The following is a 22789-nucleotide window of genomic DNA, read 5'->3' as shown; positions in this document are numbered from 1 at the left end:
GTGAATGTGTATCGGTTATTTCAAGAGTGCCCCTACGTTATAGCCTACATTTTTCTCTGATGCATTTGAATAACTCCAGTTTTGTCCTGATAAATCAAATGATTCAGGGAAAATTGAATTCCCAATCAGACAATTTCTCTAGTCCAGTTGCGTAAGTTAGATTGTATTGTAACGGAGTTATACTGATGTAGTTTTTACTTACAACCTGCACATCTGTTGGTACATTTTGAGGCAGATTTAATCCAGTTGGAGGTTCCACATCCTCAACTACTTCTCCGGTTAACCAATAGTACGTTTTTCCACGAGGATCGACTCGTTTATTAAACACATCAATGTAATGCCGTAGGCCTTGACGGGTGAGAGTAACTCCGGCAATTTCTTCCCATTTGACCGCAGGAATATTAACGTTGAGCAACATTAAATCTGGTAGAGGTTTTTGGGCTAACTGGTCTACGAGAATTTTGGCAAACTTAGCAGCAGGTTGAAAGTCTTTAGATGTATGACTAATAAGACTTAGGGCCACGCTGGGAATACCTTCAATTAGACCTTCCATTGCCGCCGAAACAGTTCCAGAATACAAGATTTCAGTTCCCAAATTTGCACCTTGATTAATGCCAGAGAGAACCAAATCGGGAGGAGTATCTAGCAAAGCCCACAGCGCCAATTTGACGCAATCTGAAGGCGTACCATCGCAAGCCCAAGCTTTGACAGCAGGATGAAAAATTGACTCCACAATTTCGGCACGAATGGGTTGGTGGAGAGTTAATCCATGTCCAGTTGCCGATCGCTCTCGATCTGGGCAAACTACACTAACATCATGACCTGCTTCTGCCAAGTAGTTGGCTAGGGTACGAATCCCCAAAGCAGAAACGCCGTCGTCGTTGCTAATTAGTAATTTCATAGTCATTGGTCATTGGTCATTGGTCATTAGTTATTAGTTATTTGTTATTAGCGATTTGTCAATGTCTGAAGTCACAAGCACCAAAAAAACATTTATACTCTCCAGTACATTGTGGCGGAAGTTTGCCCCTTGCCTATAAGTTGATTTATCGAGCAGTTCACAGCTTTTGACTATAGACTAATGACTAATGACTAATGACTAATAACTAATGACTAGCAATTTAGAAGCTCAACTTTTAGCACTGCGGCAGGAAGGAGAAAAAGCGATCGCAGCCGCCGACACCCTAGAACGTCTGGAGGAACTCAGAGTTAACTATCTGGGTAAGAAAGGGGAACTGGGGGCACTGTTGCGAAGTATGGGGCAAATGAGCGCAGAGGAACGACCGAAAGTTGGAGCGATCGCCAATACAGTCAAAGAATCTTTGCAAACTAGTCTAGACCAGCAACGCGTCGCCCTCGAAGCCGCTCAAATTCAGGTACAGCTAGAGGCGGAAACTCTGGATGTTACTATGCCGGGAATTTACAGCCCCCAAGGTCGCATTCATCCCCTCAATGGCATTATCGACCGGGCGCTGGATATCTTTGTTGGTATGGGTTACACCGTAGCTCAAGGGCCAGAGATGGAAACAGATTATTATAATTTCGAGGCTCTCAACACCCCGCCTGACCACCCCGCCCGTGATATGCAGGATACCTTCTACCTGCCAGATGGGAATCTCCTCCGCACTCATACTTCGTCAGTACAAATTCGTTACATGGAAAGAGAAGAACCACCAATTCGGGTTGTGGCTCCAGGGCGAGTTTATCGGCGAGATAATGTAGACGCGACTCATTCAGCAGTTTTCCATCAAATAGAACTTTTAGCCATTGACGAGGGACTAACTTTTACTGACCTCAAAGGCACAATTAAAGTATTTTTACAAGCAATATTTGGCGATTTACCTATTCGCTTCCGCGCCAGTTATTTCCCGTTTACTGAACCTTCGGCTGAAGTGGATTTGCAGTGGAATGGTCGCTGGCTGGAGGTGATGGGCTGCGGTATGGTCGATCCAAATGTACTTAAGTCTGTGGGTTATGACCCAGAAGTTTATACTGGGTTTGCTGCCGGTTTTGGTGTAGAACGTTTTGCAATGGTGTTACACCAAATCGATGATATTCGTCGCTTGTATGCTAGTGATTTGAGATTTTTGCAACAATTTTAGGGAAGCGATCGCTTTAAATAATCAGGCATTTGCTAAATTTGCAAAAGTCAATTTGATGAAAATATAACCACAGATAAATACCCATGAATTATCTGTGGTTTTAAATAATAGATCAGGATTGATGAATTTGGTAAACTATTAGTACGTAACTTCTGTTGACCTGATATGACTGCGATCGCTGGCAAACGTCTAACACTTGAGGAATATTTTAAGTATGATGATGGCACGGATAGCCAATATGAACTGGTGGCAGTTGAGTTAGTTGCAATACCACCTGAAAGCCCAAAAAATGTCCAGATATCTCTCTTTTTGCTGATAAATTTCCTCAAGTTCGTCCCCGTTAATCGGTTAAGTAACAAAGTTGAAATTGTTGTTGCTGGTTCTCGTGCGACAACTCGCATTCCTGACTTTGTTGTGTTGACGGATGAACTAGCAACAGCCTTAGAAGGTGCAACGCGATCTACAATCACTTTGGATATGCCTCCTCCAGCATTAGTTGTCGAAGTTGTTTCTCCTGGCAAAGCTAACGAAGATCGGGACTATCGCTACAAACGTTCCGAGTATGCCGCGAGGGGAATTGCTGAATATTGGATTGTCGATCCACAAACAAATGTAGTTACCGTACTGATATTAGTTGACGGGTTTTATGAAGAAACCAGATTTACAGGAAACAGTGCGAGCGCTTCTACTATTTTCCCAGAATTACAGCTAACTGTAGAGCAAGTACTCAAAGCTGGAGAAAGCAATACCTAAGCTTTGTTAAATCAGATAATTACGAATTCATGAGACAGTATTTTAAGTTTACTGGTAAGACGAAATAAAGTATGACGCAAGTATGATAACGGTGATAAATACCCCTCAGTTAGAGCAGCTAGAAGATGGAAAGTGCTGCCGAACATAACTTTATCGCTTTACGAATCCCTTACCTGAACAAAACGTTATTGACAAAATTGCAAATAGATTAGAGAAAATCAAAAGTGCTTGAATACATCGTTAGACTTCGGTCTTACAAGTATCAAGGTGGTTAAAGAAAATCACTAACCACCTTTTGATTTTTGAGACTGAATTTTATCTAACTATTCCTGAATGACCTGGAATATCTGCCAAAGGTTCAAATCTGCCGCCTAAGTATTTGGCGAGAAACTCTTCAGCGATCGCAAAAAAGTGCAACCGATTTTCTGGTCTGGCAAAACCATGTCCTTCATCTGTGTAAAGTGCATATTGCACTGGTAAACCAGCTTGTTGCATTGCGTTGACAATTTGATCGCTTTCTGATTGTTTCACTCGCGGATCGTTTGCACCTTGACCGATGAGTAAAGGTTTTTGAATTCGGTCAGCAAAGAATAAAGGCGATCGCGATTTCAGAAACTCCTCTTCTGTCTCTAAATTACCAACGCGATGATAAAGCATTGCCTTCAATGGTTCCCAATAGGACGGTATAGTTTCTATCAGGGTAATGAGGTTACTTGGCCCCACAATGTCCACGCCAGCAGCAAAGATTTCTGGTGTAAAAGTTAATCCTACCAGAGTGGCGTAACCTCCATAAGAACCGCCCATAATCGCAATCTTTTGCGGATCGGAAATGCCTTGTTCCACCAGCCAGTTAACACTGTCAATCAAGTCATCGTGCATTTTACCAGCCCATTCCCGATTCCCAGCATTCAAAAATGCTTTACCGTAGCCAGTGGAACCGCGAAAGTTCACTTGCAGCACAGCATAACCCCGGTTAGCTAGCCATTGCGCTGTGGGAGAGAAACCCCAAGTATCCCGCGCCCAAGGACCGCCGTGAACCAGCAGTACTGTTGGGAGATTCTGCGTAGGTATTCCCACGGGAGTTGTCAGGTAACTGTGAATAGTTAAGCCATCCCGCGCTTCGTAAGAAATTGGTTGCATTGAAGCTAACTGCAACGCTTCGAGTTTGGGTTGGTTACTAAAGAGGAAAGTGCTAGTTTTCGAATCTCGGTTGTAGGCATAGTAATAAACTGGCCCATTATCAGTTCTATAAGCTACTAGCCAGGTTTTATCTTCCAAGTCGCGGCTAATTATAGAGAATTCTCCAGGACGCACCTTAGCGATTTCCTCAAAATCTGTGGCGATACTTTGGTCAATTACCTGCCATTCTTGTTTATCTTTGTAGAAAGAAACTGCTTGGATAACTCGCGTCAATGGGTGAATAATTATCCCCACGACATCATACTGCTCATCTTCAGCAATGACAGTTTCTTGACGGCTATCTAAGTCAACAGCTAGCAGACGTTTGGCGTTAGCATCGTGATTGCCTTGAATATAAAGATTTTTACCATCATCTGAGAAGCTAACAGAATTCCCTTCTTCTTCTGGTCCCCAGTGGCGAAGAATTTCCCACTGTTTATTTGATTTCTGCAATAAGAGGTCATAACCACCATCGGGTGTGCTAGCTGTTGCTGCACGTATTTGGAACTCAGCATCAGATGTCCAGCTGATAATATTACCGGGGTTATCGGTGTCGAACTCAACCGCACCATTTTTAAGGTTGATGCGGTAAACGTCAAACTTTTGAGGATTGTTCAAGTTCAACGCTACCAGCACTTGATCTGGAAATTTCGGTTCCAGTTCCACAAGTTCTGCTTTTACACCCTGGAATGGCGTTAAGTCACGCACAATCTTGGAGTGAATATTAACCAAATGGAGGTGAAAGTTCTCGTCGCCATCCGAGTCTTGCATATAAATCAACTGGTCGGCGTTATAAGTCCAGAAGAAAATGCGGATACCGCGCTTTTTGTCGGCAGTTAGTATCTGGTCGTCTTCTTGTCCTATAGTTCGCAACCATACCTGCAAGACATTTTTTTCATCAGGGGCGATATATGCCAAGTACTTGCCATCAGGGGAGAGTTGTGGGCTAGTTTTTTCGGGATTCCCAAACAGAATTTCGCGCGGAATCAACGGTGGTAGGGAGGGCGCTTGAGCAGATGACATCTTTTTATCCTCTACTTGACTACCCTATTGTCACTTGGTGGTGAAAATGACAATTCATCCTATTGGATGAACCTAGCTGGAGAATAAGGGATAAGGTATTGATCTCCTGAACGAGTCTTTTATACTCGCAAACGAGGCTTTTAGCTCCGTTCATCCACCTTTTATACTCGTGAACGAGTCTTTTAGCTCCGTTCATCCACCTTTTATACTCGTGAACGAGTCTTTTAGCTCCGTTCATCCACCTTTTATACTCGTGAGCGAGTCTTTTAGCTCCATTCATCCACCTTTTATACTCGTGAATGAGGCTTTTAGCTCCGTTCATCCACCTTTTATACTCGTGAACGAGGCTTTTAGCTCCGTTCATCCACCTTTTATACTCGTGAACGAGGCTTTTAGCTCCGTTTATCCACCTTTTATACTCGTTAATGAGGCTTTGATACTCATTGACAGCAATTATCGCAATGTCCGCAACGCAGGTTAGCTGCTTCTTTATCAAAACCAAAGGCATTTAACAAAAACTGCCAACGACACTGCTTAGTTGTTAGGTATTGCTGCATCTGTTTAACAGCGTGTAATTGCGTCGGTGGCTGATTTCCGGCTTTTTGCCCAATACTGTAATGAAAAGGATCGAGCCAGTTTAGCTGGCCACTGCTATGGAGTAAAGCTAGTGCCGTTGCACCTTCGGGAAATTGTCGAGTTACTGCATTCACTTCTCCCTGTTTTGGTAATTTTTTCACAAGTTGCTGCGCTATTTGTTGTTGCGATCGCATTTGTTCTTGAAAAAACTCCTGTCTTTGCTTATCCCCTGAATCTAACCACCCCGTAGGTTCACTCACCAACGTTAACGCTTCGGCGGGTTTCCCATCCCTTCCAGCGCGGCCAATTTCTTGCACATATTCAGATAGCAGATGCGGTGCGTGAAAATGGGCAACCCAGCGAACATCTGGTTTATTTATCCCCATACCAAACGCACAGGTACACACAACAAAGGGGATTTTGCCACTTAACCAGTTTGCTTCTACTTCACGGCGTTCTGTTGCACCCAATCCTGCATGATAGCTAGCTGTAGCGTAACCCATCTCTGCTAACCATTGGGCTAAATCTTCGCTATCTCTCCGAGTGCGAACATAAACTAATCCCGATTGTTGCAGTCTATTTTGAATAAACTTTAATAATTGTTGTTTCCTACCTCGTGGTGTCCAAGCGATGCGAACGCTGGGATGCAAATTCGGACGGTAAGGATTCAAGCGGAAAATCTCTGGTTGCTGTAATTGTAAAACTGTTTGAATAATTTTTTGGGCTGAGGGGTCAGCAGTAGCGGTAAAAGCGGCGATACTAATTTTTGTTCCTGGTGGTTTTGATTTGAGCAATGCCGGACGCACCGCCCCTAATCTGCGATAAGCTGGGCGAAAAGTATCACCCCACTGTACTAAACAATGAGCTTCATCTAAAATCAAACCATTAATTTGCAATTGCGGGTCGCATAATCTTTCCCACACTGGGACACTAAGCAAAGTTTCGGGCGATAAATAAAGTAATCTTAGCTGTTGGCGTTCTAAAGCTTGCAGAGTTGCACGGCGTTGAGATGAGGATAATTCACTATGCAAAAGTGCTGCTTTTTGGTGGCTTTGTAGTAATTCCTGAACTTGGTTTTCCATCAACGCCACCAAGGGCGAAACTACCAAAGTTAATCCTGTTTGTAGCAATGCGGGAAGTTGAAAACAAATCGACTTCCCGCCACCTGTGGGCATAATAATCAGCGCATCTTTCTGTGCCAATAAACTGCTGACAATTTCTCCCTGTGGTGGACGGAAATCTTCATAACCCCAGATTTTTTTAAAAGCAGTGCGGACTTCTTGCCAAGATTTTGTTGTAGGCTGATTCATAATCAATAACTAGATGCACCCATATCATTAGACTTCTTGCAGAAGAGGGGAAAAGGGTAAGGGGTAAAGGGTAAAGGTATGGAATTTTCCCTTACCCTTTAACCTTTAACCTTTAACCTTTCCCCAACATCTTGCAAAAGTAACTAACTTTTGCAAGATGTCTATTGAATGCTGAATATAGCCTCTGTTATCCAGCTAATGGTTCAGTAATTTCATCATCTGACACTACAAACCACTGGCCCCAAGAATGAATTATAATTTTTTAACCTATTAAATCAAAGATGTAGCGAGATGAATGAAGAATTAAAACATCGATTTTACATCAACACCGATAAATCTAAATTAGATATTCAAATGATTCATGATTTTTTACAAACTTCCTATTGGGCTGAAAACATCCCCTTAGCAACTGTAGAAAAGTCAATACAAAATTCTTTATGTTTTGGACTTTATGAAGATAATCAACAAGTTGGCTTTGCGAGAGTCATCAGTGATTATGCAACTTCTGCGTTGTTAAAAGATGTTTTTATTCTGGAGCCTTATCGAGGACAGGGTTTAGGAAAATGGTTTGTAGAATATATTTTGGAATATCCAGAATTGCAAGACGTTCAAAGGTGGTTGTTAGGCACAAAAGACGCTCATGGACTTTATCGACGTTATGGATTTAAAAATTTGACAGAACCAGAGAAAATCATGATGCGTTTAAATCCCAATGCTAACCAAGCTTGAGCAAAGCGGGGGTAAATAAGTGCGTAAGCGTAGCCCGCACTTATCTACGTAACGCTGCGCGAACGACAAGCTCAGTGACCATCGTAGACATCGCTAATAATTATCAATCTACGAACAAAGCTTCTAAATCTTGATAACCACTGGCAACACGAGTAATATTAATTCCGTCTTCTCTTGGATAGTAAAATATAATGTAATCATCCACAACAAAACCGCGCAGATTTGGTACAAGCCTTCCATAGCTTTTTCCCATATTAGGGAAACTCGCTACTAATTTACATTTGGAGCGAATGTCATCAAAAAGTTTACTGGCTGCTTTTGGGCTACTCCGAGCAATATATTCACAAATTTCATCTAAATCTCGAATTGCTGCATCTGAAAATGAATAATTACTCATTCAGCGGATTCCTCAGCAATTAGACGAATTTTTTCTTGTAATCTGGCAAATACAACTTCGCCGTCAGTTACTTGTCCCTTAGCAATTTGTTCACTTCCTACAGCAATTTTTTGCCGTAATTCTTCAAGTCGCTGCTCTCTTTCTTGTAACAGTTTAAAGGCTTCATTGATGACATCATCTGCATTAGTAAATCTACCACTTGCAAGCTGTGCCTGAATAAATTGCTCTAGTTCTGGTTTAATTTGGATGTACATATTTTCTAGCTCTATATAATTAATATTCTTATCTAAATTCTAACAGCATTGCTTTCTCGATCGGTAACTAACCATCCCACAAATGCCGTAAGGGTTCAGGCATAATAGCCTTTCCTGGCGACGACTACCGATGTGGTAAACCGCAATTGTATTTTTTAATTGCTACCCATAACCATCGATATTTACCTTTCTCGTACCAAGGTGTTTCGTCAAGGTGGTTGTTAGGCACAAAAGACGCTCATGGACTTTATCGACGTTATGGATTTAAAAATTTGACAGAACCAGAGAAAATTATGATGCGTTTAAATCCCAATGCTAATCAAGCTTGAGCAAACCAGTGCGTAGGCGTAGCCCGCACTTCTCTACGAGACGCTGCGCGTAGCTTGCTTCCCCGGAGGGGTACGACAAGCTCAGTGACCAGCGTAGACATCGCTAACCCACATTGACAGTTAGATTACAATCTTAGGTATAGTTTCTCTGACTGGAGTTGTTCATCGGGTGATTCAATCCGATTCAATGACAAAGCATACCAGACAAGTATTACTTAGTGCGCTCAAGGTAGTTGTCTTATGCCTGACACTGTTCCTACTATGCACAAGCAATAGTTGGGCGCAAATCACTACTGACAGCAAAATTGCTCCGCTGATTGAGAAGCTAATAGATAACGATGCCCACATCAGAAGCCTGGCAGCAGATGCATTAGTTAATATCGGTTCCCCAGCAGTACCGTCTCTGATTGAAGCTTTGAAAAATTAGGATATTAATCTTCGTTGGCACGCCGCTTCGGTTTTAGGAGATTTGGGTGCAGAAGCAGCACCAGCCGTTTCTGCCTTAAGTGCGGCATTACAGGATGAAGATGGACAAGTCCGCCTGTACGCCACCTTAGCTTTAGGAAATATTGGTACAGCAGCCAAAGCAGCAGTTCCATCGTTGATGGCGGCGTTACAAGACAAGGAGCAATTCGTTCGCATTTATGTTCCTTCTGCACTCAGAAAAATTGGTGTAGAAGCGAAAGTAGCTGTCCCAGTATTAACTGCTGCCTTAAAAGATAAAAACCCCACTGTACGTTACAATTCTGCCTACGCTTTGGGTGCAATGGGTACAGAAGCAGTATCTGCTGTCCCGAATTTAATTGCCCTGTTGAATGATAGCCAGTTTTACGTGCGTTTAGGTGCTATCAAAGGTTTAGGAGGAATAGCGGCAGGCTTTCAAGATAAGGCAAATGCTTTACCTACCCCCAAGTTGCAGAAAGTCATCTCAGACTTTGAAGAGGTATTGGCAACTATACAAAAATACAAAGATAAATTCACAGAGACGGACATTAAGCTGATACGTCGCCCTCTCAATGCCCTGAAAGCAGAAAAAGAAACTCGCCTCTTTGATAGAGTTCTAGAATCGCTATTTAAGCATAAATTACTCTTGGGAATTGCCGCTTACCTTATCTTATTGCCTTCTATTTGGTTAATTCTCTTGCGGGTAGCCCCTTTATGGTTGTTGAAAATTAACAACGCCCTCAAACCCTACACAGATTTTTCTCTCCCATTTATCAGCGTTAATGTACCTCTGCGATATGTGCTATTTGTTGGCTGGTTTCATTACCATCCCAGAGTATTAGATGCATGGGTAGCTAAATATATCAAAGCAGCCCGCGAACAATTTCCCAAAAAGGATACAGTTAACAGTCGCGCCTGTTACATTCCGATTCCGGTTGTTCTGGATGGTACAACAGTTCCCCAACTGATGAATGAGAATTTGCGCTCAACTTTTGAGAAACAACGTAGCTGCCTAGTAATTGGTGGTGAAGGGGGTGTAGGTAAAACCAGTTTAGCGTGTCGAATCGCTGGATGGGCAATGGCTGAGGATGAAGACCAACAACTCTGCAAACATTTGATGTTACCTGTGCTTTTAGAAGAAGAATTTCGGGTAACTGAAGGTAAGTCGCCGCTTTTAGAAGCTATCAGAGGACAGTTGCAAGCTTTAATTGATGAACCAGAGCCGATTTGTCAAGAATTACTGTTACGTTTGTTAAGAAAGAAACGCATTCTAGTGATTGTAGACCGGTTCTCAGAAATGAATGCCACTACACGAGAAGCAATTGAGCCGGAGTCGCCAGAGTTTCCGGTGAATGCGTTGGTGATTACTTCCCGAATTGAGGAAAAGCTAGGGCGGGTTAATAAGACGATAATTAAACCTTTGCGGATTGAGGCTAATAAACTATCGTCCTTTATGGAAGCTTATCTCATGCAGCGAGGTAAACGCGATCGCTTTACCGACCAGGAATTTTTTGACGCTTGTAACCGTCTTTCTCTGATGGTCGGTCAAAATAATATCACTGTCTTGCTGGCTAAACTTTATGCTGAACAGTTAATTGCCAGTAAAGACGTTACATCTAATATTTCTGCGTTACCAGAGAATATTCCTAATTTAATGCTGGGTTATATAAATGAACTCAATCGTGATGTTACAGACAATCAATTTGATGACCGCACTGTTCATCAAATTGCCAAAACCATAGCCTGGGAATGCTTGCAGCAAAGTTATCAACCAGGAACCGCCAAGCGTGCAGATGCGGTTGCTGCATTAGCAGCTTTGGGTATTGATGACCCCGAAGCACACCTCAATTATCTGGAAAAGCGCCTGCACCTGATTCAAACTATCGGTTCTGCCAAAGACAGAATCCGTTTTTGTCTCGATCCTTTAGCTGAGTATCTTGCTGGTTGGTATTTAATAGAATTGTATTGCAATAACGATGGCAAATGGCGATCGCATTTTTTCAAAAAGGCAGACGATTTAGTTAAAACAGGCGCACCAGATGCCATCAAAGGCTTGTTGTTAGCAGTGCGAGATTGCTACTTATCTGAGGTTCAAGGTAGCAAAGAAACGGACTTTGTACCCCAGAAGTTGGGTAAACTGGCTGGGTTCATACCTACATTCAATATACCAAATACTACTGTGCAAACAGTAATACCCTAAATATAGAACTAGCCCTTTCAAGGTTAGTAAAAATTTTGCTCAAAAAATTCCTCTTTAATCTCTTGACTCTGCGCTCTCTGTGCCTCTGCGGTTTAAAATTAATTTATTTAACCACAGAGACGCAGAGAGCGCAGAGAGAAAAACAGAGATTTTACGAGTCACCTTGAAAGGGCTGATAAGTAATCGTACAGAATTAATTACACAAAAACTGGGCTTAAACTCTTGCCTGGTAAAGAATCAATATGCAATTAATTCTGTCAAACCCGACAGATACACTCTCAGACTTTTTGTGCAGTTACTTCCTCTGGCTTTTGTTGAGTTTGCAATGCAGAATACAACCTATTCAGCGCATTTACATAAGCTTGCGCGGATGCCACGATGATATCTGTGTTCGCTGCATGACCAGAAAACACTTTCGATTCATAACGTAAACGAATCGTTACTTCGCCAATGGCATCAATACCGGCCGTTACTGACTGCACAGAAAACTCAATCAATTCGTTGGGCACATTCACCACCCGATTGATGGCTTTGTAAACTGCATCCACTGGCCCAGTACCGATCGCTGCATCGGTTAACTCTTCACCTTCTGGGGTACGGAGGGTGACTGTAGCAGTGGGTTTGGCGTTGCTACCACAGGAAACTTGCACCAACTCTACCCGGAACAAATCGGGTGCTTGTTGGATTTCATCGTTAACGATCGCTTCCAAATCCCAATCAGAAATATCTTTCTTTTTATCTGCTACTTCTTTGAATCTGACGAAGGCTTTATTTAATTCACTATCTGAGAGTTCAAAGCCCAATTCTTTTAACCGGGTGCGGAAAGCATTTCTCCCTGAATGTTTGCCCAAAACGATTTGATTGTCTGTCAAGCCAATCAATTGGGCATCCATAATTTCGTAGGTGAGCTTATTTTTTAGCACACCATCTTGGTGAATCCCAGACTCATGAGCAAAGGCATTCGCCCCAACGATCGCTTTATTTGGTTGTACCAACATTCCCGTCAAATTAGAAACTAAGCGTGAGGTTTTATAAATTTGTCGGGTGTCGATATTTGTCAGCGATTCTTGAGATTCTTCTGGTCTGCCGAGATAAGGGTTAAAATATTGCCGCCGCACGTGCAGTGCCATTACTAATTCTTCTAGTGAGGCATTGCCGGCTCGTTCACCAATACCATTAATCGTACATTCTAGTTGCCGTGCGCCATTTTTCACGGCTTCTAAGAAGTTAGCAACTGCCAAGCCTAAATCATTATGACCGTGAACGGAAATAATCGCTTGGTCGATGTTGGGGACATTTTCAATAATGCCTTTAATTATTGCCCCAAATTCGCTAGGGGTGGTGTAACCCACGGTATCGGGAATGTTAACTGTTGTTGCACCAGCTGCGATCGTTCGCTCTAACACTTGGTACAAAAATTCTGGATCGGAACGAGCCGCATCCATCGGCGAAAATTCGACATCTGTCATGAAAGACTTGGCATAAGCTACCATTTCTTCGGCGATCGCTAGCACTTCTGCTCGTGACTTCCGTAACTGATACTCTAAATGAATATCAGAAGTCGAAATAAATGTGTGAATTCTGCCCTTCACGGCTGGTTTTAATGCTTCTGCGGCCGCTTCAATATCTGCTTTAATCGCTCTTGCCAAACTGCAAATTACCGGGCCATTTTCTGTCCCCACAATTTGGGCAATCTTGCTGACTGCTTCAAAATCTCCGGGGCTGGCAAAGGCAAAGCCTGCCTCAATTATATCCACACCCAGACGCGCCAGTTGCTTGGCAATAACTAGCTTTTCGTCTATATTCAGAGTCGCTCCCGGACACTGCTCTCCATCTCGCAGTGTAGTATCAAAAATGATAATTCGATCTGTTTTGTTTGTCATTTGTGCTTTGTTGTTTAATTTTTACTTGTGGCTCAATATATCTTCAACCTTAGTTTTTCTTTTACTCTTACATTTGTAAATAATTGCTAAGACTATTAACCTTCGGTTTTTTCTATTTGATCTCTGATATCATTTAAATCTATATATCTATCAGTAGCATTCCGTAGTTCTCTAGCGATCATTCCTTCTGTTGATACTACCGTAATATGTGTATTTTTTGAGCGTAATAGTTCGATTGCTCGTTCAAAATCTCCATCACCACTGAATAGTACTACTCGGTCATACTGGTCTACTGTATTAAACATATCTACAACAATTTCAATATCTAAATTCGCTTTTTGCGAGTAACGACCAGAAGTATCATCATAATATTCTTTAAGGATTTTAGTTCGGACTGTATATCCTAGACTAATTAGAGCATCTCTAAAACCTCGTTGATCTTGTGGGTCTTTTAAGCCAGTGTACCAGAATGCATTAATTAATGTTGTTTCTGATTGCTCATGTTTAAAGTATTCTAAGACTCGCCGTGGGTCAAAAAACCACCCATTTTTTTGTTGAGCATAGAACATATTGTTTCCGTCTACAAAAATAGACAGACGATTCATTGGAGAACCCATACAAATTTACACCTAATAATATAAATGAATTTAGATGGAACAATAGATTATAGCAATTTTCAAATAGCAAGTTTGCTAATATCTATAAAGTAGCTCTTCATCTATAGCTTTTATCCTACCTCTTTCAAGGCATAAAAACGGATGCAACATTGGAGTTGAGATGCTGGGTGCTAAACCTTATTCACCTCCAGCACTGCAAGAGCTACCATCTGATCAAAATCTACCAATAAAATTGAACCAGTAACAGCATTTATCGCTGTATAACATTAAAGTTTACTCCTAAAGAGGTATAGCATAAGCTTAGGGTAGGATATAAGTTTATGCCTATCTATAGGTTGAGCTTTCAGTATGAGGACATGCTTTCTGGGAGTACCAATATTGCGCCAAAGACAGAAGACGGCCTTGGGACAGCTTCTGGTAAAACACCCAGTTAGGAGCGTACCTGTTGGTTAGGTTAGGATCAAATCTCGCCGCAATCAATTAGCAGAGGCGAAGTATATCCGGCTCTGATCTGTGAGACAATCACTAGTTGTAACTCACTTAACAGAAAAACAATAATTTAGGCAGTACCTGAGTAGGAATCTCTTGGGGGCTAGCTCTGCCAATAAAGGTTTGTTGACGAATAGAAGATACTTTACAAATGTATAAGATTATCATTTAAGTCTTATTTCAATGTGCTTGCACTAAAACGTGGTCTGAATAAATAAAAGTGTTGGACTTAAATCAATCAGTAACACGATATGGCAGAAGAACCTACATCTACCTTAACTAAAAACTATGTCTCTGCTGCCAATAGACTGTCAAGTAAACCGACAAAAGTAACGTCAACAGCATCGGCTCGCCAGTCTAGATGGATGATTCACTTAGGTCATCTCCTCGCTGGAGCTTGCGTAATGGGTGCAGCAGTGCTGAGTGCTTCTGGCGGGGAATCGGTTCAATTGATGGAAAATAAGGCGCTTTCTGGCTTTTTTCAACTGCGTGGGCCGATTGTACCTCCAGAAGACATCGTAATTTTAGCAATAGACGATCAGTCAATATCAGTTCCCGAACAGTACTATAAAACAAATCCAAAACAGTATGCCTACCTAGAAACACTGAAATCTTATCCTTATAAACGTGCTGCATACTCCCAGATAATTACAAAGTTAATTAAAGCAGGTGTCCGCTCTGTAGCGATAGATGTAGTTTTTGACACGCCGAGTAGTTATGGAGTTACTGACGATCGCCAATTCCAGGCAGTATTGAAAAAATATGGCAGTAAAGTTACCTTAGCAGCCGTCTACGAAAATTCTCAGACGCACCAAGGGACTTTTACACAACTGACAGACCCACAACAGATGTTTCGTACAGGGTCAGTTTCCATTGGCTCAGTTAATTTCCCCGTAGAGGTGGATGGTAAAGTTCATCGATTGGCGAGTGAGTTTTCTAAGTCGTTGGTTGAAGACAATTTGATCGAGAAGCTACCCTCTTTTGATGAAGCAGCACTCAGGACAGCACAAGTAAATTATCCGCGACCAAAAGGCGATCGCATTTATTTTTGGGGTTCTGCGGGTACATTTGAGCAAATACCCTTTTGGCACGTACTCGATCCGGAAAATTGGAACACCTATTTGCAGCAGGGAAAGGTCTTCAAAGACAAGATAGTGCTGATTGGTGCAACAGATAAGTTAAACAATGATTATTATCCAGTTGCTGCTAGCAACAGCGCTAAACCGATGTCGGGCGTGGAAATTCACGCTAATGCGATCGCAACTTTGATGTCAGGGAAAGCGATCGCTCCAGGAATTAACACTCCACCATTGCAGGGTTTGTTTGTGCTAGCTCTAGTTGGCAGTACAGCCTTGATGATTAGCAGACGCAAGCGTAGCATCAATAGATTTTTATATAGCCTCGCCCTATCTGGCGCTTGGTTAGGAATTAGCTATGGGTTATTTGTCTATGGTGGATTAATTTTTCCTACGATTGTACCAATGATGGCGATCGCCATGACCGGACTTTCCTACCTGGGAACCTCAGTCATGAGGGAAAGTATCAGAAAACGTCAATTAGTAAACATTTTCCAGAAGTATAAAACATCTCCCGTTGTTCAAGAGATTATTAGTCAACAATATGACTTGCAATACTTAATCCAGCAACGTGATTTAGCCTTATCAGGAAAAGTCTTGGCTCGACGCTACAAAATTGTCAAAGTTCTCGGTTCTGGTGGATTCAGCGAAACCTACATTGCCGAAGATACCCAACGTCCTGGAAGCCCGCTATGTGTTGTCAAGCAACTAAAACCAGCCAGCACTAAACCAGAAGCCTTGCAACTTGCCAGACGTTTATTTCACTCAGAGGCGCAAACCCTAGAAAAATTGGGAACACACGATCAGATCCCTCAACTTTTGGCGTATTTTGAAGAAGATGAAGAATTTTATCTAGTGCAAGAACAGATAATTGGTCATACTTTAAATCAGGAATTGCCACCAGGTAGAGCAATTGATGAAATTGCTGCGATCAAAATTGTCAGAGACTTATTGCAAACATTAATATTTGTTCATAAAAATAATGTGATTCATCGGGATATTAAGCCCAGTAATATTATCCGACGACACTCAGATGGAAAACTGGTATTGATTGACTTTGGAGCTGTCAAAGAAGTCAGCACAAAACAGCTTGATACTGAAGAGCAAACCCCCTTTACTATTGGCATTGGGACTCAGGGTTACGCACCCAGCGAACAATGTTTTGGCCGTCCCCAATATAGTAGTGACATCTATGCAGTGGGTATGGTTGGGATTAGAGCTTTGACTGGTGTAGCACCCCGTGAGCTAGATAGAGATGCTGATGGAGAGATAAAATGGAGCGATAGCTCTCAGATAAGCCGCTCCGTTGCTAATATTTTCAGTAAAATGGTGCTGGATGACTTCAAACACCGATATCAGTCTGCATCAGAGGCTCTTGAGGATCTGAAAGCTTTTGACGATGTGGTAAATTCCCACAGAGGATACCCGATGCTAGGGGATGACTCATTAACAAATACTTTAGACCAATTAAACGCTCCCACAAAATCTTGCTCAGAGGTATCCTCAGAAACTCTTTGAGAAATACGCGGGGACACGGGAAGAATAATTGGCAGTTGGGAGCAATGCTCTAACAGTGAGATGTGGAGGCAGGGGAGGCAGGGGAAGAGAAAGAAATAAGTGTATTTAGGGCTATAACGCTCGTAAAAAAGACTAAAATTTTCTCTTCACTTCCCCGGCTCCCCCTGCTCCCCCTGCTCTTTTCACGATGATCTCACTTTTTCGCGTTGCTCCCCTGCCCCCTACCTCCTTCACTCATTCCTGCACCTGATCTAACAAAAAAAATTCTTCTCCTGCCGTAGGGTGAATGCCTATTGTTTCATCCAAGTCTTCCTTAGTAATGCCCTTGCGAATTGCCACACCTAGACTTTGAATGATATCTGCTGCGTGTTCACCCACCAGATGAGCGCCCAAAACTTGCCCAGAATCGCCATTTAAAACTAACTTTATAGTGGTTGGCTGATTCTGTTCGGTTAGCTGATACAAAAGTGGTTGGAATTGGGTGCAGTAGCATTGTACAGATTCACCAAATTTTTCCCGTGCCTTCGCCTCCGTCATCCCCACACCAGCCGCTTCTGGACGGCAAAAAACAGCAGAGGGCACATAATCATAATGCAGTTTTTGCACCTTGTTGCCAAAAACTGTATTGGCAAAAGCAATACCTTCTGCCTTCGCCACTGGAGACAATTGCACTCGGCTGGTGCAGTCACCCACAGCAAAAATATTTTCTTGGGTGGTGCGGCTGTATTCATCTACTTTGATTGCACCATGTTCGCCAAGTTCAACATGGGCATTTTCTAAACCAAGATTCTTGGTATTTGGAGCGTAACCTGTGGCAACCAAGATCGTATCTGCTGTAATTATTTGTCGCTTCTTACCAGTAATAGTTAATAACAAACTCTCATCTGAGTATTTGATTTCTTGAACAGTACTACTAGTCAATAACTTAATTCCGCGTTTGCTCAAACCTTGTTGTACCGCAGAGCGAATGTCATCATCAAACCCCGATAAAATCATCTCGTCTTTTTCAATCACCGTCACCTGGCAACCGAAGGCGTGCATCATGCTGGAAAATTCTACGCCAATGTAGCCACCGCCAATAATTGCTAAACGTTTCGGTAGATAAGGTAACTGAAACATCTCGCGGGATGTAATGGCATATTCTATACCTGGGATTTTGGGCTTGAGGGGTTGCCCTCCCACAGCAATTAAAATTTTGTCGGCTGTAACTTTAAGTCCATTGATATCGACAGTATGAGCATCGATGAAAGTGGCACGATCGCAAATTAGTTCAATTCCAGCTTTCTGTAATTGCTGAAAGTAAGTCTGGTTGAGGGTGTCAAGATGCTGATGTACTGACTTAATGAATAATGTCCAGTCAAAATATGTTTGACACTCACTCCATCCATAACTGGGCGCTATTTGCTTTTGTAGGGCGAAGTCAGCAGCGTAGACAATCAGTTTTTTGGGAATGCAACCGCGATTTACACAGGTTCCACCGATGGATTCTTGTTCGGCAATAGCAACACGAACACCGTAACTAGCTGCTTTTTTAGCTGCTGCCAATCCACCAGGCCCAGCACCAATGACAAACAGGTTGTAATCAAATGCCATAAAAATCTGTTCCTTTTTTACTTTTTGGAAAGCAGAGCTATTTCATTCCTTATAGTTATTCAGACAAAACTTAATCTACTGTCTTTGGGTGGACAAGTTTGGATGGAACCATTCTGATATGTAGCAAATTGCCGCTTTGCTTGCAATTAGATTGAAAAGGAATAGCGTAGGCGCAGCCCGCCGTAGGCATCGCTCGAATACTGCTAAGTTATATTACATTATCTTGTAAAAAAATATCTTGTCTAGTTTTGGTGGATATGCGATCGCGCTTTTAGGGATTCCAATAAATAAATTATCCCATCTTGTGAGGTGGGCAACATACAATACGGTTCGGTTAAAGGGGAAAGGGGAAAGGGAAAAGGTTTTGAATAAATTTTTACCCTTTACCCCTTACCCTTTACCCAGACCACAAGGAAAGTGAAAAATGCTTATCCGAACCGTATTGGGTCAACATCAGCGCCTATGATTACAGTGAATCAAGGAAAATTTGCATCTCCTGTGCATCCCGTGTCATTCCCAAGAGCTTAAAACCATCAATAGCCTTAATTGACAATTTGTAGGCTTTCTCTGCACTTCCCCACTTTTTCTCCCAACGGGCAAGAGAACGCCGATAGCGGGCCAAACGTCGCTTGTTGTGAGTCGTTTCAGCAACAGTCAAGCCTTGAATTAATAGTTTTTCAGCTTGATCGCGATCGCCTTGTTCAATTGCAATATCAGCCAGCCAATTTTGAGCAGAATTGATCACCCGATGCCAACTAATTTTTTCTGCACTTTTCATCACCTCTTGAAAGAGCTTTTTTGCTAAAAGATATTCACCTTCTAAATAATGGATTTCAGCCTGATGATAAAGAACGGGAATAAAATAGCGGATATGCTGTCGCTCTTCCAGATTCGCCTCGATTACCAATTTTTCTTCTATAGTTAGCCAATGGCGTGCATCTTGATAATCCTTCTGTCTAATTTGCAGCCTAGCCATACTTTCGGCTAAGTCAGCCTGAACACATAAATCTGCATGGTCACGCAAAATCCACGTCCGTCGCAAAATTTTATCTGCTTCTTTCAGACTCACAGAGGAACACTCTCGAATTAGTAGCCAGCTTTTGCGGACGATGATTTTTACAAAACAAGACCATTCACCACGCCGTTCTGATTGTTCTATAAGCCATTGCAGCCAATCTAAGCGATCGTCCCAATAGGCATAGAGATTTGCATAGTGGCTTAAGAGAAGCCATAAATCCCTAACTGCTTCATAGTGTTCTTTGTCTTCACACCAATGAAGTACTGCTCGCAGATTTCCTTCTTCTGGTTCTAACTTATTGTAGTGTATCCACTTTTCCCAATCTTCTCCGGCATAATTGTGGGCAAAATCAAGATACCATCTCACCCAGCGCCTTCGTGCTTCCCTCTCAAAATCTGGGTAAGCGGCTAATTCTGCTAAGGCATATTCACGTGTCAGAGAGAGCATATCAAACCGCTTAGTCTCTGGATTGAGATTCACCAAGGAAAGTTGCTGCAAACGTGCCAAGCCATTATTTACTGCATCAGGAGCGGCTGTTAGTCCAGCAACCTCAGCCACAGCTGCAAGTATGGCAGAGTCAGGAAAAATCGCCAGTGACATGAGTAACTTGTGGGGTGGTTGTCCCTTGATTCCTTGCACTGATTGCTCAAAGCAAAAACGAGCTACATCTCCTGTAGCCGAGGTTAATCGATTCAATACCGAGTTTAGGGAGTAGCCACCGGATAATTGGCCAAGCGAATATACGATCGCCAGAGGGATGCCGCCAGTGCGATCGTAGAGTTGCTTAGAGTCCTCATCGTTGATGCTTATACCTTTTTCTTCTGCTTGTTGTCTAATTAACTGCAAACCATCATCTGGAGGTAAGTTTCGCAGACGGATTGGCAGCAAGGCAATTTGTTCGCGGCTAGTAATTATTACTTTGATACAAATAGGTAGATTATATAAAAACTCAATAACCTCATCCCTATCTTCTATAGTCTCCATATTGTCCACAATCAACAGTGTTCTCCGTTTTGAGAGAATTTGGCGAACACGATCGAATTGGTCATTGGGAGGAGATTGAAGAATTGTCGGGTCGTCTAAAGCATTAGCAATTTCTCGAAAGATATCGCGTAGATTACGCTGTCCCTGTTGCCGCCACAAGATACTGTTAGTGGGAATAAGTTCTTGTTGTTTAGCTGAAGTGAAAATAATCGCATCAAAGTTGGGTGCATCAGAAGAGTTTTCGTTACTAGCTTTTAAGCATAGGTAAGCAGCTGCTAACACCAGCGCCGTTTTACCTACGCCACCAATGCCATGTACTGTAATCATGTGAGCGCCATGCACCGACGAAAGGCGTTCTAATAGCTTTTTCATATCTGCCTCCCGACCAATAAATTGGGTGTAAGTCGGTGCTGGCAAATTGTGGGGGATGTCACGGCGTTGGATAGCAGCTACAACAGACCCTCTACGATAACCATGTCTTTCCAAAACGTAGACAAGATTACTGGACTTAACACTTTTATTTGCTTCTCCTGTCAAAACTTCAATATCCCGGTAGATATTGCTTAACCCTGCTCTGACAGCAGCGTTTTCTTTGTGCAAATCTTGACCAATCTTTTTCAAGCTGTACCCACACAGTAACCCAAGTAACAAGTCTTTCCTTGTACTTTGTCTGTAACGCTTTTGAAGTGTAACCTCCAAATTCATCAGTAGTCGGTCTATCTCCCAGTCCTGCAAAATCTTGCGATTCCAACTTTTAGGTAAATTCCAACTTTCTGACTGACCTGGCATAAATATCACCCACTAAATTCGTCATCAATGTGGCGTTAGCAACATTTTAACGAACAAAAGTTTGACAAATTAGTAACATTTTTTTAACAGTGTTAACTCCTGTCTTAAATTTAACCAGTAAGCTAATTTATAAGTTTATTTTTTGTCTCTAGTAAGTAGAGGCTGCCGACCATATCGACTTCTAAGCTCTAAAACTTTGCCTGATGATCTTTTCACAAATTACTTAATTAAACTATGACAAATAAAACACTTAACTTTCTAAATCTCTTGTTTGGACTAAAACAATCCCGACGTTATTTTCCCGAAGAAAAACAAGTCTGTGTCTTCAATAAACGTCCCATATTATACCGAGGATTTTCGCCAAACTCTGCACAAGAATCAATCAATGAACTCCAAGAGCGACTGCAAGCTCAGGGTTTTCTCTCAACTATTAGTGGTAAATTTGACTTAGAAACAGAAGAGGCTGTAATTAAATTTCAGAAAGCTAATAATCTTCAGGTAGATGGAATCGTTGGACCACTGAGTTGGGCTTGCCTTTTCTACCCAAAGCTTTACCGCAATCAAAAAAGTATGTCTCCAAAGTTACACGATGCAGTTAAAGAACTGCAAATTATTCTCAATGAAGAAGGATTTTTTAAAAAAGAACCTGACGGGTATTTCAGTCGTGAAACTGAGAGAGGCGTTAAACGCTTTCAAAGAATTTATGGACTCAAAGATGATGGTATTGTTGGCGCTGCAACTTGGGCTGTACTTTTGGGGATGCGACAAAAAATAGATAACAACAGCTTTCTCCAGTTAGTTTATTTTCTACCACCTCAATCCTGGTTTTTATGGGAGCAGTTTTTAATGATCTCGTTCATTATGCTGGGTATTTATTATAGCCCCATACCAGGAGATGAACCTAAATGGAATACAGCCTTAGCAACTGCCTATGGGCTTACCTGTATAGTGCCTTTTCTCTTGGAGTGTTTACCTTTGAAGCCATCGAAGCAGACTAGCTTACCGCTTTTACAATACGCTCCTTATGTGTTGACTGGTATCTTTTGGAAACCAATTATCAATTTCATGGGGGGATTATTTAATTAAACATTTGGTAGTTAAATAAATGAGCAGCGATGTCTACGACGGGCTACGCCTACGCTATTTTATGTTGTGTCTAATTTTCGGGTTGTGCTTGTAAAAAATTGCGATCGCTTCGGGCGGGTATGCGATCGCACTTCTGAGTAGCAGCTTTTACCTTATCCCCCAATTTGTAAAGGGTTGAGGCTGTAAACCCGCCATTTATTTTTTCGCAGGTGTAAAAAAACCAAAATTGAGGAACGCCAGAGATGGGGTTGACTCCTGATTTTGTATAACTCTTGGCGTGAAATACCGAAGTGATGCTCTAGCTGATCAGTTGACCATTCATAACTTTCAACAAGTGGAAAAGCTGGCTGCCAACCGTGCAAAGTTTTTTTAAGCAACTCAAGTTGAATTGCTTCTTGCTGTAAGTTATTGTGACGCATATCAAATTATCCTTGGGCTTA

Annotated in this window: 17 protein-coding genes and 2 pseudogenes; 8 read left to right on the top strand and 11 right to left on the bottom strand. The window is 42.1% G+C overall.

The window, feature by feature from the left end:
• Positions 1 to 103: 103 nt before the first annotated feature.
• Complete coding sequence (gene surE / locus IQ274_RS10235; protein ID WP_194142199.1) at positions 104 to 901, bottom strand: 5'/3'-nucleotidase SurE; 798 nt, start codon at positions 899 to 901, stop codon at positions 104 to 106.
• 208 nt (positions 902 to 1109) lie between these two features.
• On the opposite strand from surE, the gene pheS reads away from it, so the two are divergent.
• Both pheS and IQ274_RS10225 read left to right on the top strand, forming a co-directional pair.
• Positions 1110 to 2102, top strand: a complete 993-nt coding sequence (gene pheS, locus IQ274_RS10230) for a phenylalanine--tRNA ligase subunit alpha (protein WP_194142168.1) — start codon at positions 1110 to 1112, stop codon at positions 2100 to 2102.
• A 165-nt stretch (positions 2103 to 2267) separates the two neighbouring features.
• Positions 2268 to 2855, top strand: coding sequence for a Uma2 family endonuclease (locus IQ274_RS10225; RefSeq protein WP_194142167.1), 588 nt, complete (start codon positions 2268 to 2270; stop codon positions 2853 to 2855).
• Positions 2856 to 3170: 315 nt separating this feature from the next.
• Here the strand turns inward: IQ274_RS10225 and IQ274_RS10220 are convergent, their stop codons facing one another.
• Together IQ274_RS10220 and IQ274_RS10215 are read right to left on the bottom strand one after the other, a co-directional pair.
• Positions 3171 to 5057: a S9 family peptidase gene (locus tag IQ274_RS10220; protein ID WP_194142166.1), complete on the bottom strand. Its 1887-nt coding sequence runs from the start codon at positions 5055 to 5057 to the stop codon at positions 3171 to 3173.
• A 440-nt stretch (positions 5058 to 5497) separates the two neighbouring features.
• Positions 5498 to 6943 (bottom strand): RecQ family ATP-dependent DNA helicase, encoded by a 1446-nt coding sequence (locus IQ274_RS10215; protein WP_194142165.1) that lies wholly within the window; start codon positions 6941 to 6943, stop codon positions 5498 to 5500.
• Positions 6944 to 7234: 291 nt separating this feature from the next.
• Here IQ274_RS10215 and IQ274_RS10210 point away from each other — a divergent pair, with 291 nt between their 5' ends.
• A complete protein-coding gene (locus IQ274_RS10210) occupies positions 7235 to 7672 on the top strand; it encodes a GNAT family N-acetyltransferase (protein WP_194142164.1) in 438 nt (145 codons plus the stop codon).
• Positions 7673 to 7775: 103 nt separating this feature from the next.
• On the opposite strand, the gene IQ274_RS10205 is transcribed toward IQ274_RS10210, so the two are convergent.
• The 3 genes and pseudogenes from IQ274_RS10205 to IQ274_RS37995 form a co-directional block, all read right to left on the bottom strand.
• Complete coding sequence (locus tag IQ274_RS10205) at positions 7776 to 8069, bottom strand: type II toxin-antitoxin system RelE/ParE family toxin (protein ID WP_194142163.1); 294 nt, start codon at positions 8067 to 8069, stop codon at positions 7776 to 7778.
• Positions 8070 to 8071: 2 nt separating this feature from the next.
• A pseudogene (locus tag IQ274_RS38000) lies at positions 8072 to 8155 on the bottom strand (type II toxin-antitoxin system ParD family antitoxin); the annotation flags it as partial.
• 12 nt (positions 8156 to 8167) lie between these two features.
• Positions 8168 to 8323 (bottom strand): annotated as a pseudogene (locus IQ274_RS37995) (type II toxin-antitoxin system ParD family antitoxin); the annotation flags it as partial.
• 146 nt (positions 8324 to 8469) lie between these two features.
• On the opposite strand from IQ274_RS37995, the gene IQ274_RS36450 reads away from it, so the two are divergent.
• The 3 genes from IQ274_RS36450 to IQ274_RS37705 all read left to right on the top strand — a co-directional run bounded on the left by IQ274_RS36450 (position 8470) and on the right by IQ274_RS37705 (position 11296).
• Positions 8470 to 8652 (top strand): hypothetical protein, encoded by a 183-nt coding sequence (locus tag IQ274_RS36450; RefSeq protein WP_228058130.1) that lies wholly within the window; start codon positions 8470 to 8472, stop codon positions 8650 to 8652.
• A gap of 187 nt (positions 8653 to 8839) precedes the next feature.
• Positions 8840 to 9079, top strand: a complete 240-nt coding sequence (locus IQ274_RS36445; RefSeq protein WP_228058129.1) for a HEAT repeat domain-containing protein — start codon at positions 8840 to 8842, stop codon at positions 9077 to 9079.
• Between the two features lie 3 nt (positions 9080 to 9082).
• Positions 9083 to 11296 carry a HEAT repeat domain-containing protein gene (locus tag IQ274_RS37705; RefSeq protein ID WP_322745221.1) on the top strand — a complete coding sequence of 738 codons (2214 nt, stop codon included), beginning with the start codon at positions 9083 to 9085 and terminating at the stop codon, positions 11294 to 11296.
• A 278-nt stretch (positions 11297 to 11574) separates the two neighbouring features.
• Here IQ274_RS37705 and IQ274_RS10185 read toward each other — a convergent pair whose 3' ends face one another.
• Entirely contained in the window at positions 11575 to 13179 is a 1605-nt protein-coding gene (locus IQ274_RS10185; RefSeq protein ID WP_194142161.1) for a 2-isopropylmalate synthase, read from the bottom strand.
• A gap of 95 nt (positions 13180 to 13274) precedes the next feature.
• Positions 13275 to 13796 (bottom strand): NYN domain-containing protein, encoded by a 522-nt coding sequence (locus tag IQ274_RS10180; RefSeq protein WP_041565194.1) that lies wholly within the window; start codon positions 13794 to 13796, stop codon positions 13275 to 13277.
• Between the two features lie 740 nt (positions 13797 to 14536).
• On the opposite strand from IQ274_RS10180, the gene IQ274_RS10175 reads away from it, so the two are divergent.
• Complete coding sequence (locus tag IQ274_RS10175; RefSeq protein ID WP_194142160.1) at positions 14537 to 16879, top strand: CHASE2 domain-containing serine/threonine-protein kinase; 2343 nt, start codon at positions 14537 to 14539, stop codon at positions 16877 to 16879.
• A 234-nt stretch (positions 16880 to 17113) separates the two neighbouring features.
• Here IQ274_RS10175 and gorA read toward each other — a convergent pair whose 3' ends face one another.
• Together gorA and IQ274_RS10165 are read right to left on the bottom strand one after the other, a co-directional pair.
• Entirely contained in the window at positions 17114 to 18472 is a 1359-nt protein-coding gene (gorA, locus tag IQ274_RS10170) for a glutathione-disulfide reductase (RefSeq protein ID WP_194142159.1), read from the bottom strand.
• A 466-nt stretch (positions 18473 to 18938) separates the two neighbouring features.
• The gene (locus tag IQ274_RS10165; RefSeq protein ID WP_194142158.1) at positions 18939 to 21263 is read right to left on the bottom strand and encodes a tetratricopeptide repeat protein; all 2325 of its coding nucleotides are present in this window, start codon (positions 21261 to 21263) and stop codon (positions 18939 to 18941) included.
• Positions 21264 to 21497: 234 nt separating this feature from the next.
• On the opposite strand from IQ274_RS10165, the gene IQ274_RS10160 reads away from it, so the two are divergent.
• Complete coding sequence (locus tag IQ274_RS10160) at positions 21498 to 22349, top strand: peptidoglycan-binding domain-containing protein (RefSeq protein WP_163938662.1); 852 nt, start codon at positions 21498 to 21500, stop codon at positions 22347 to 22349.
• A gap of 152 nt (positions 22350 to 22501) precedes the next feature.
• Here the strand turns inward: IQ274_RS10160 and IQ274_RS10155 are convergent, their stop codons facing one another.
• Positions 22502 to 22768 (bottom strand): hypothetical protein, encoded by a 267-nt coding sequence (locus tag IQ274_RS10155; RefSeq protein WP_194142157.1) that lies wholly within the window; start codon positions 22766 to 22768, stop codon positions 22502 to 22504.
• Positions 22769 to 22789 lie beyond the last annotated feature (21 nt).

Source organism: Nostoc sp. LEGE 12447 (genome assembly GCF_015206985.1).
Taxonomy (GTDB): Bacteria; Cyanobacteriota; Cyanobacteriia; order Cyanobacteriales; family Nostocaceae; genus Nostoc.
This window is presented reverse-complemented; position numbering and strand designations above follow the sequence as displayed.

Coding starts and splice junctions, on each gene's coding strand:
- IQ274_RS10225 (WP_194142167.1), top strand. CDS start 2,268: ATGACTGCGATCGCTGGCAAACGTCTAACACTTGAGGAATATTTTAAG.
- IQ274_RS36445 (WP_228058129.1), top strand. CDS start 8,840: ATGACAAAGCATACCAGACAAGTATTACTTAGTGCGCTCAAGGTAGTT.
- IQ274_RS10205 (WP_194142163.1), bottom strand. CDS start 8,069: ATGAGTAATTATTCATTTTCAGATGCAGCAATTCGAGATTTAGATGAA.
- IQ274_RS10215 (WP_194142165.1), bottom strand. CDS start 6,943: ATGAATCAGCCTACAACAAAATCTTGGCAAGAAGTCCGCACTGCTTTT.
- IQ274_RS10165 (WP_194142158.1), bottom strand. CDS start 21,263: ATGCCAGGTCAGTCAGAAAGTTGGAATTTACCTAAAAGTTGGAATCGC.
- pheS (WP_194142168.1), top strand. CDS start 1,110: ATGACTAGCAATTTAGAAGCTCAACTTTTAGCACTGCGGCAGGAAGGA.
- IQ274_RS10180 (WP_041565194.1), bottom strand. CDS start 13,796: ATGGGTTCTCCAATGAATCGTCTGTCTATTTTTGTAGACGGAAACAAT.
- IQ274_RS10160 (WP_163938662.1), top strand. CDS start 21,498: ATGACAAATAAAACACTTAACTTTCTAAATCTCTTGTTTGGACTAAAA.
- gorA (WP_194142159.1), bottom strand. CDS start 18,472: ATGGCATTTGATTACAACCTGTTTGTCATTGGTGCTGGGCCTGGTGGA.
- IQ274_RS10155 (WP_194142157.1), bottom strand. CDS start 22,768: ATGCGTCACAATAACTTACAGCAAGAAGCAATTCAACTTGAGTTGCTT.
- IQ274_RS10220 (WP_194142166.1), bottom strand. CDS start 5,057: ATGTCATCTGCTCAAGCGCCCTCCCTACCACCGTTGATTCCGCGCGAA.
- IQ274_RS10185 (WP_194142161.1), bottom strand. CDS start 13,179: ATGACAAACAAAACAGATCGAATTATCATTTTTGATACTACACTGCGA.
- surE (WP_194142199.1), bottom strand. CDS start 901: ATGAAATTACTAATTAGCAACGACGACGGCGTTTCTGCTTTGGGGATT.
- IQ274_RS10210 (WP_194142164.1), top strand. CDS start 7,235: ATGAATGAAGAATTAAAACATCGATTTTACATCAACACCGATAAATCT.
- IQ274_RS10175 (WP_194142160.1), top strand. CDS start 14,537: ATGGCAGAAGAACCTACATCTACCTTAACTAAAAACTATGTCTCTGCT.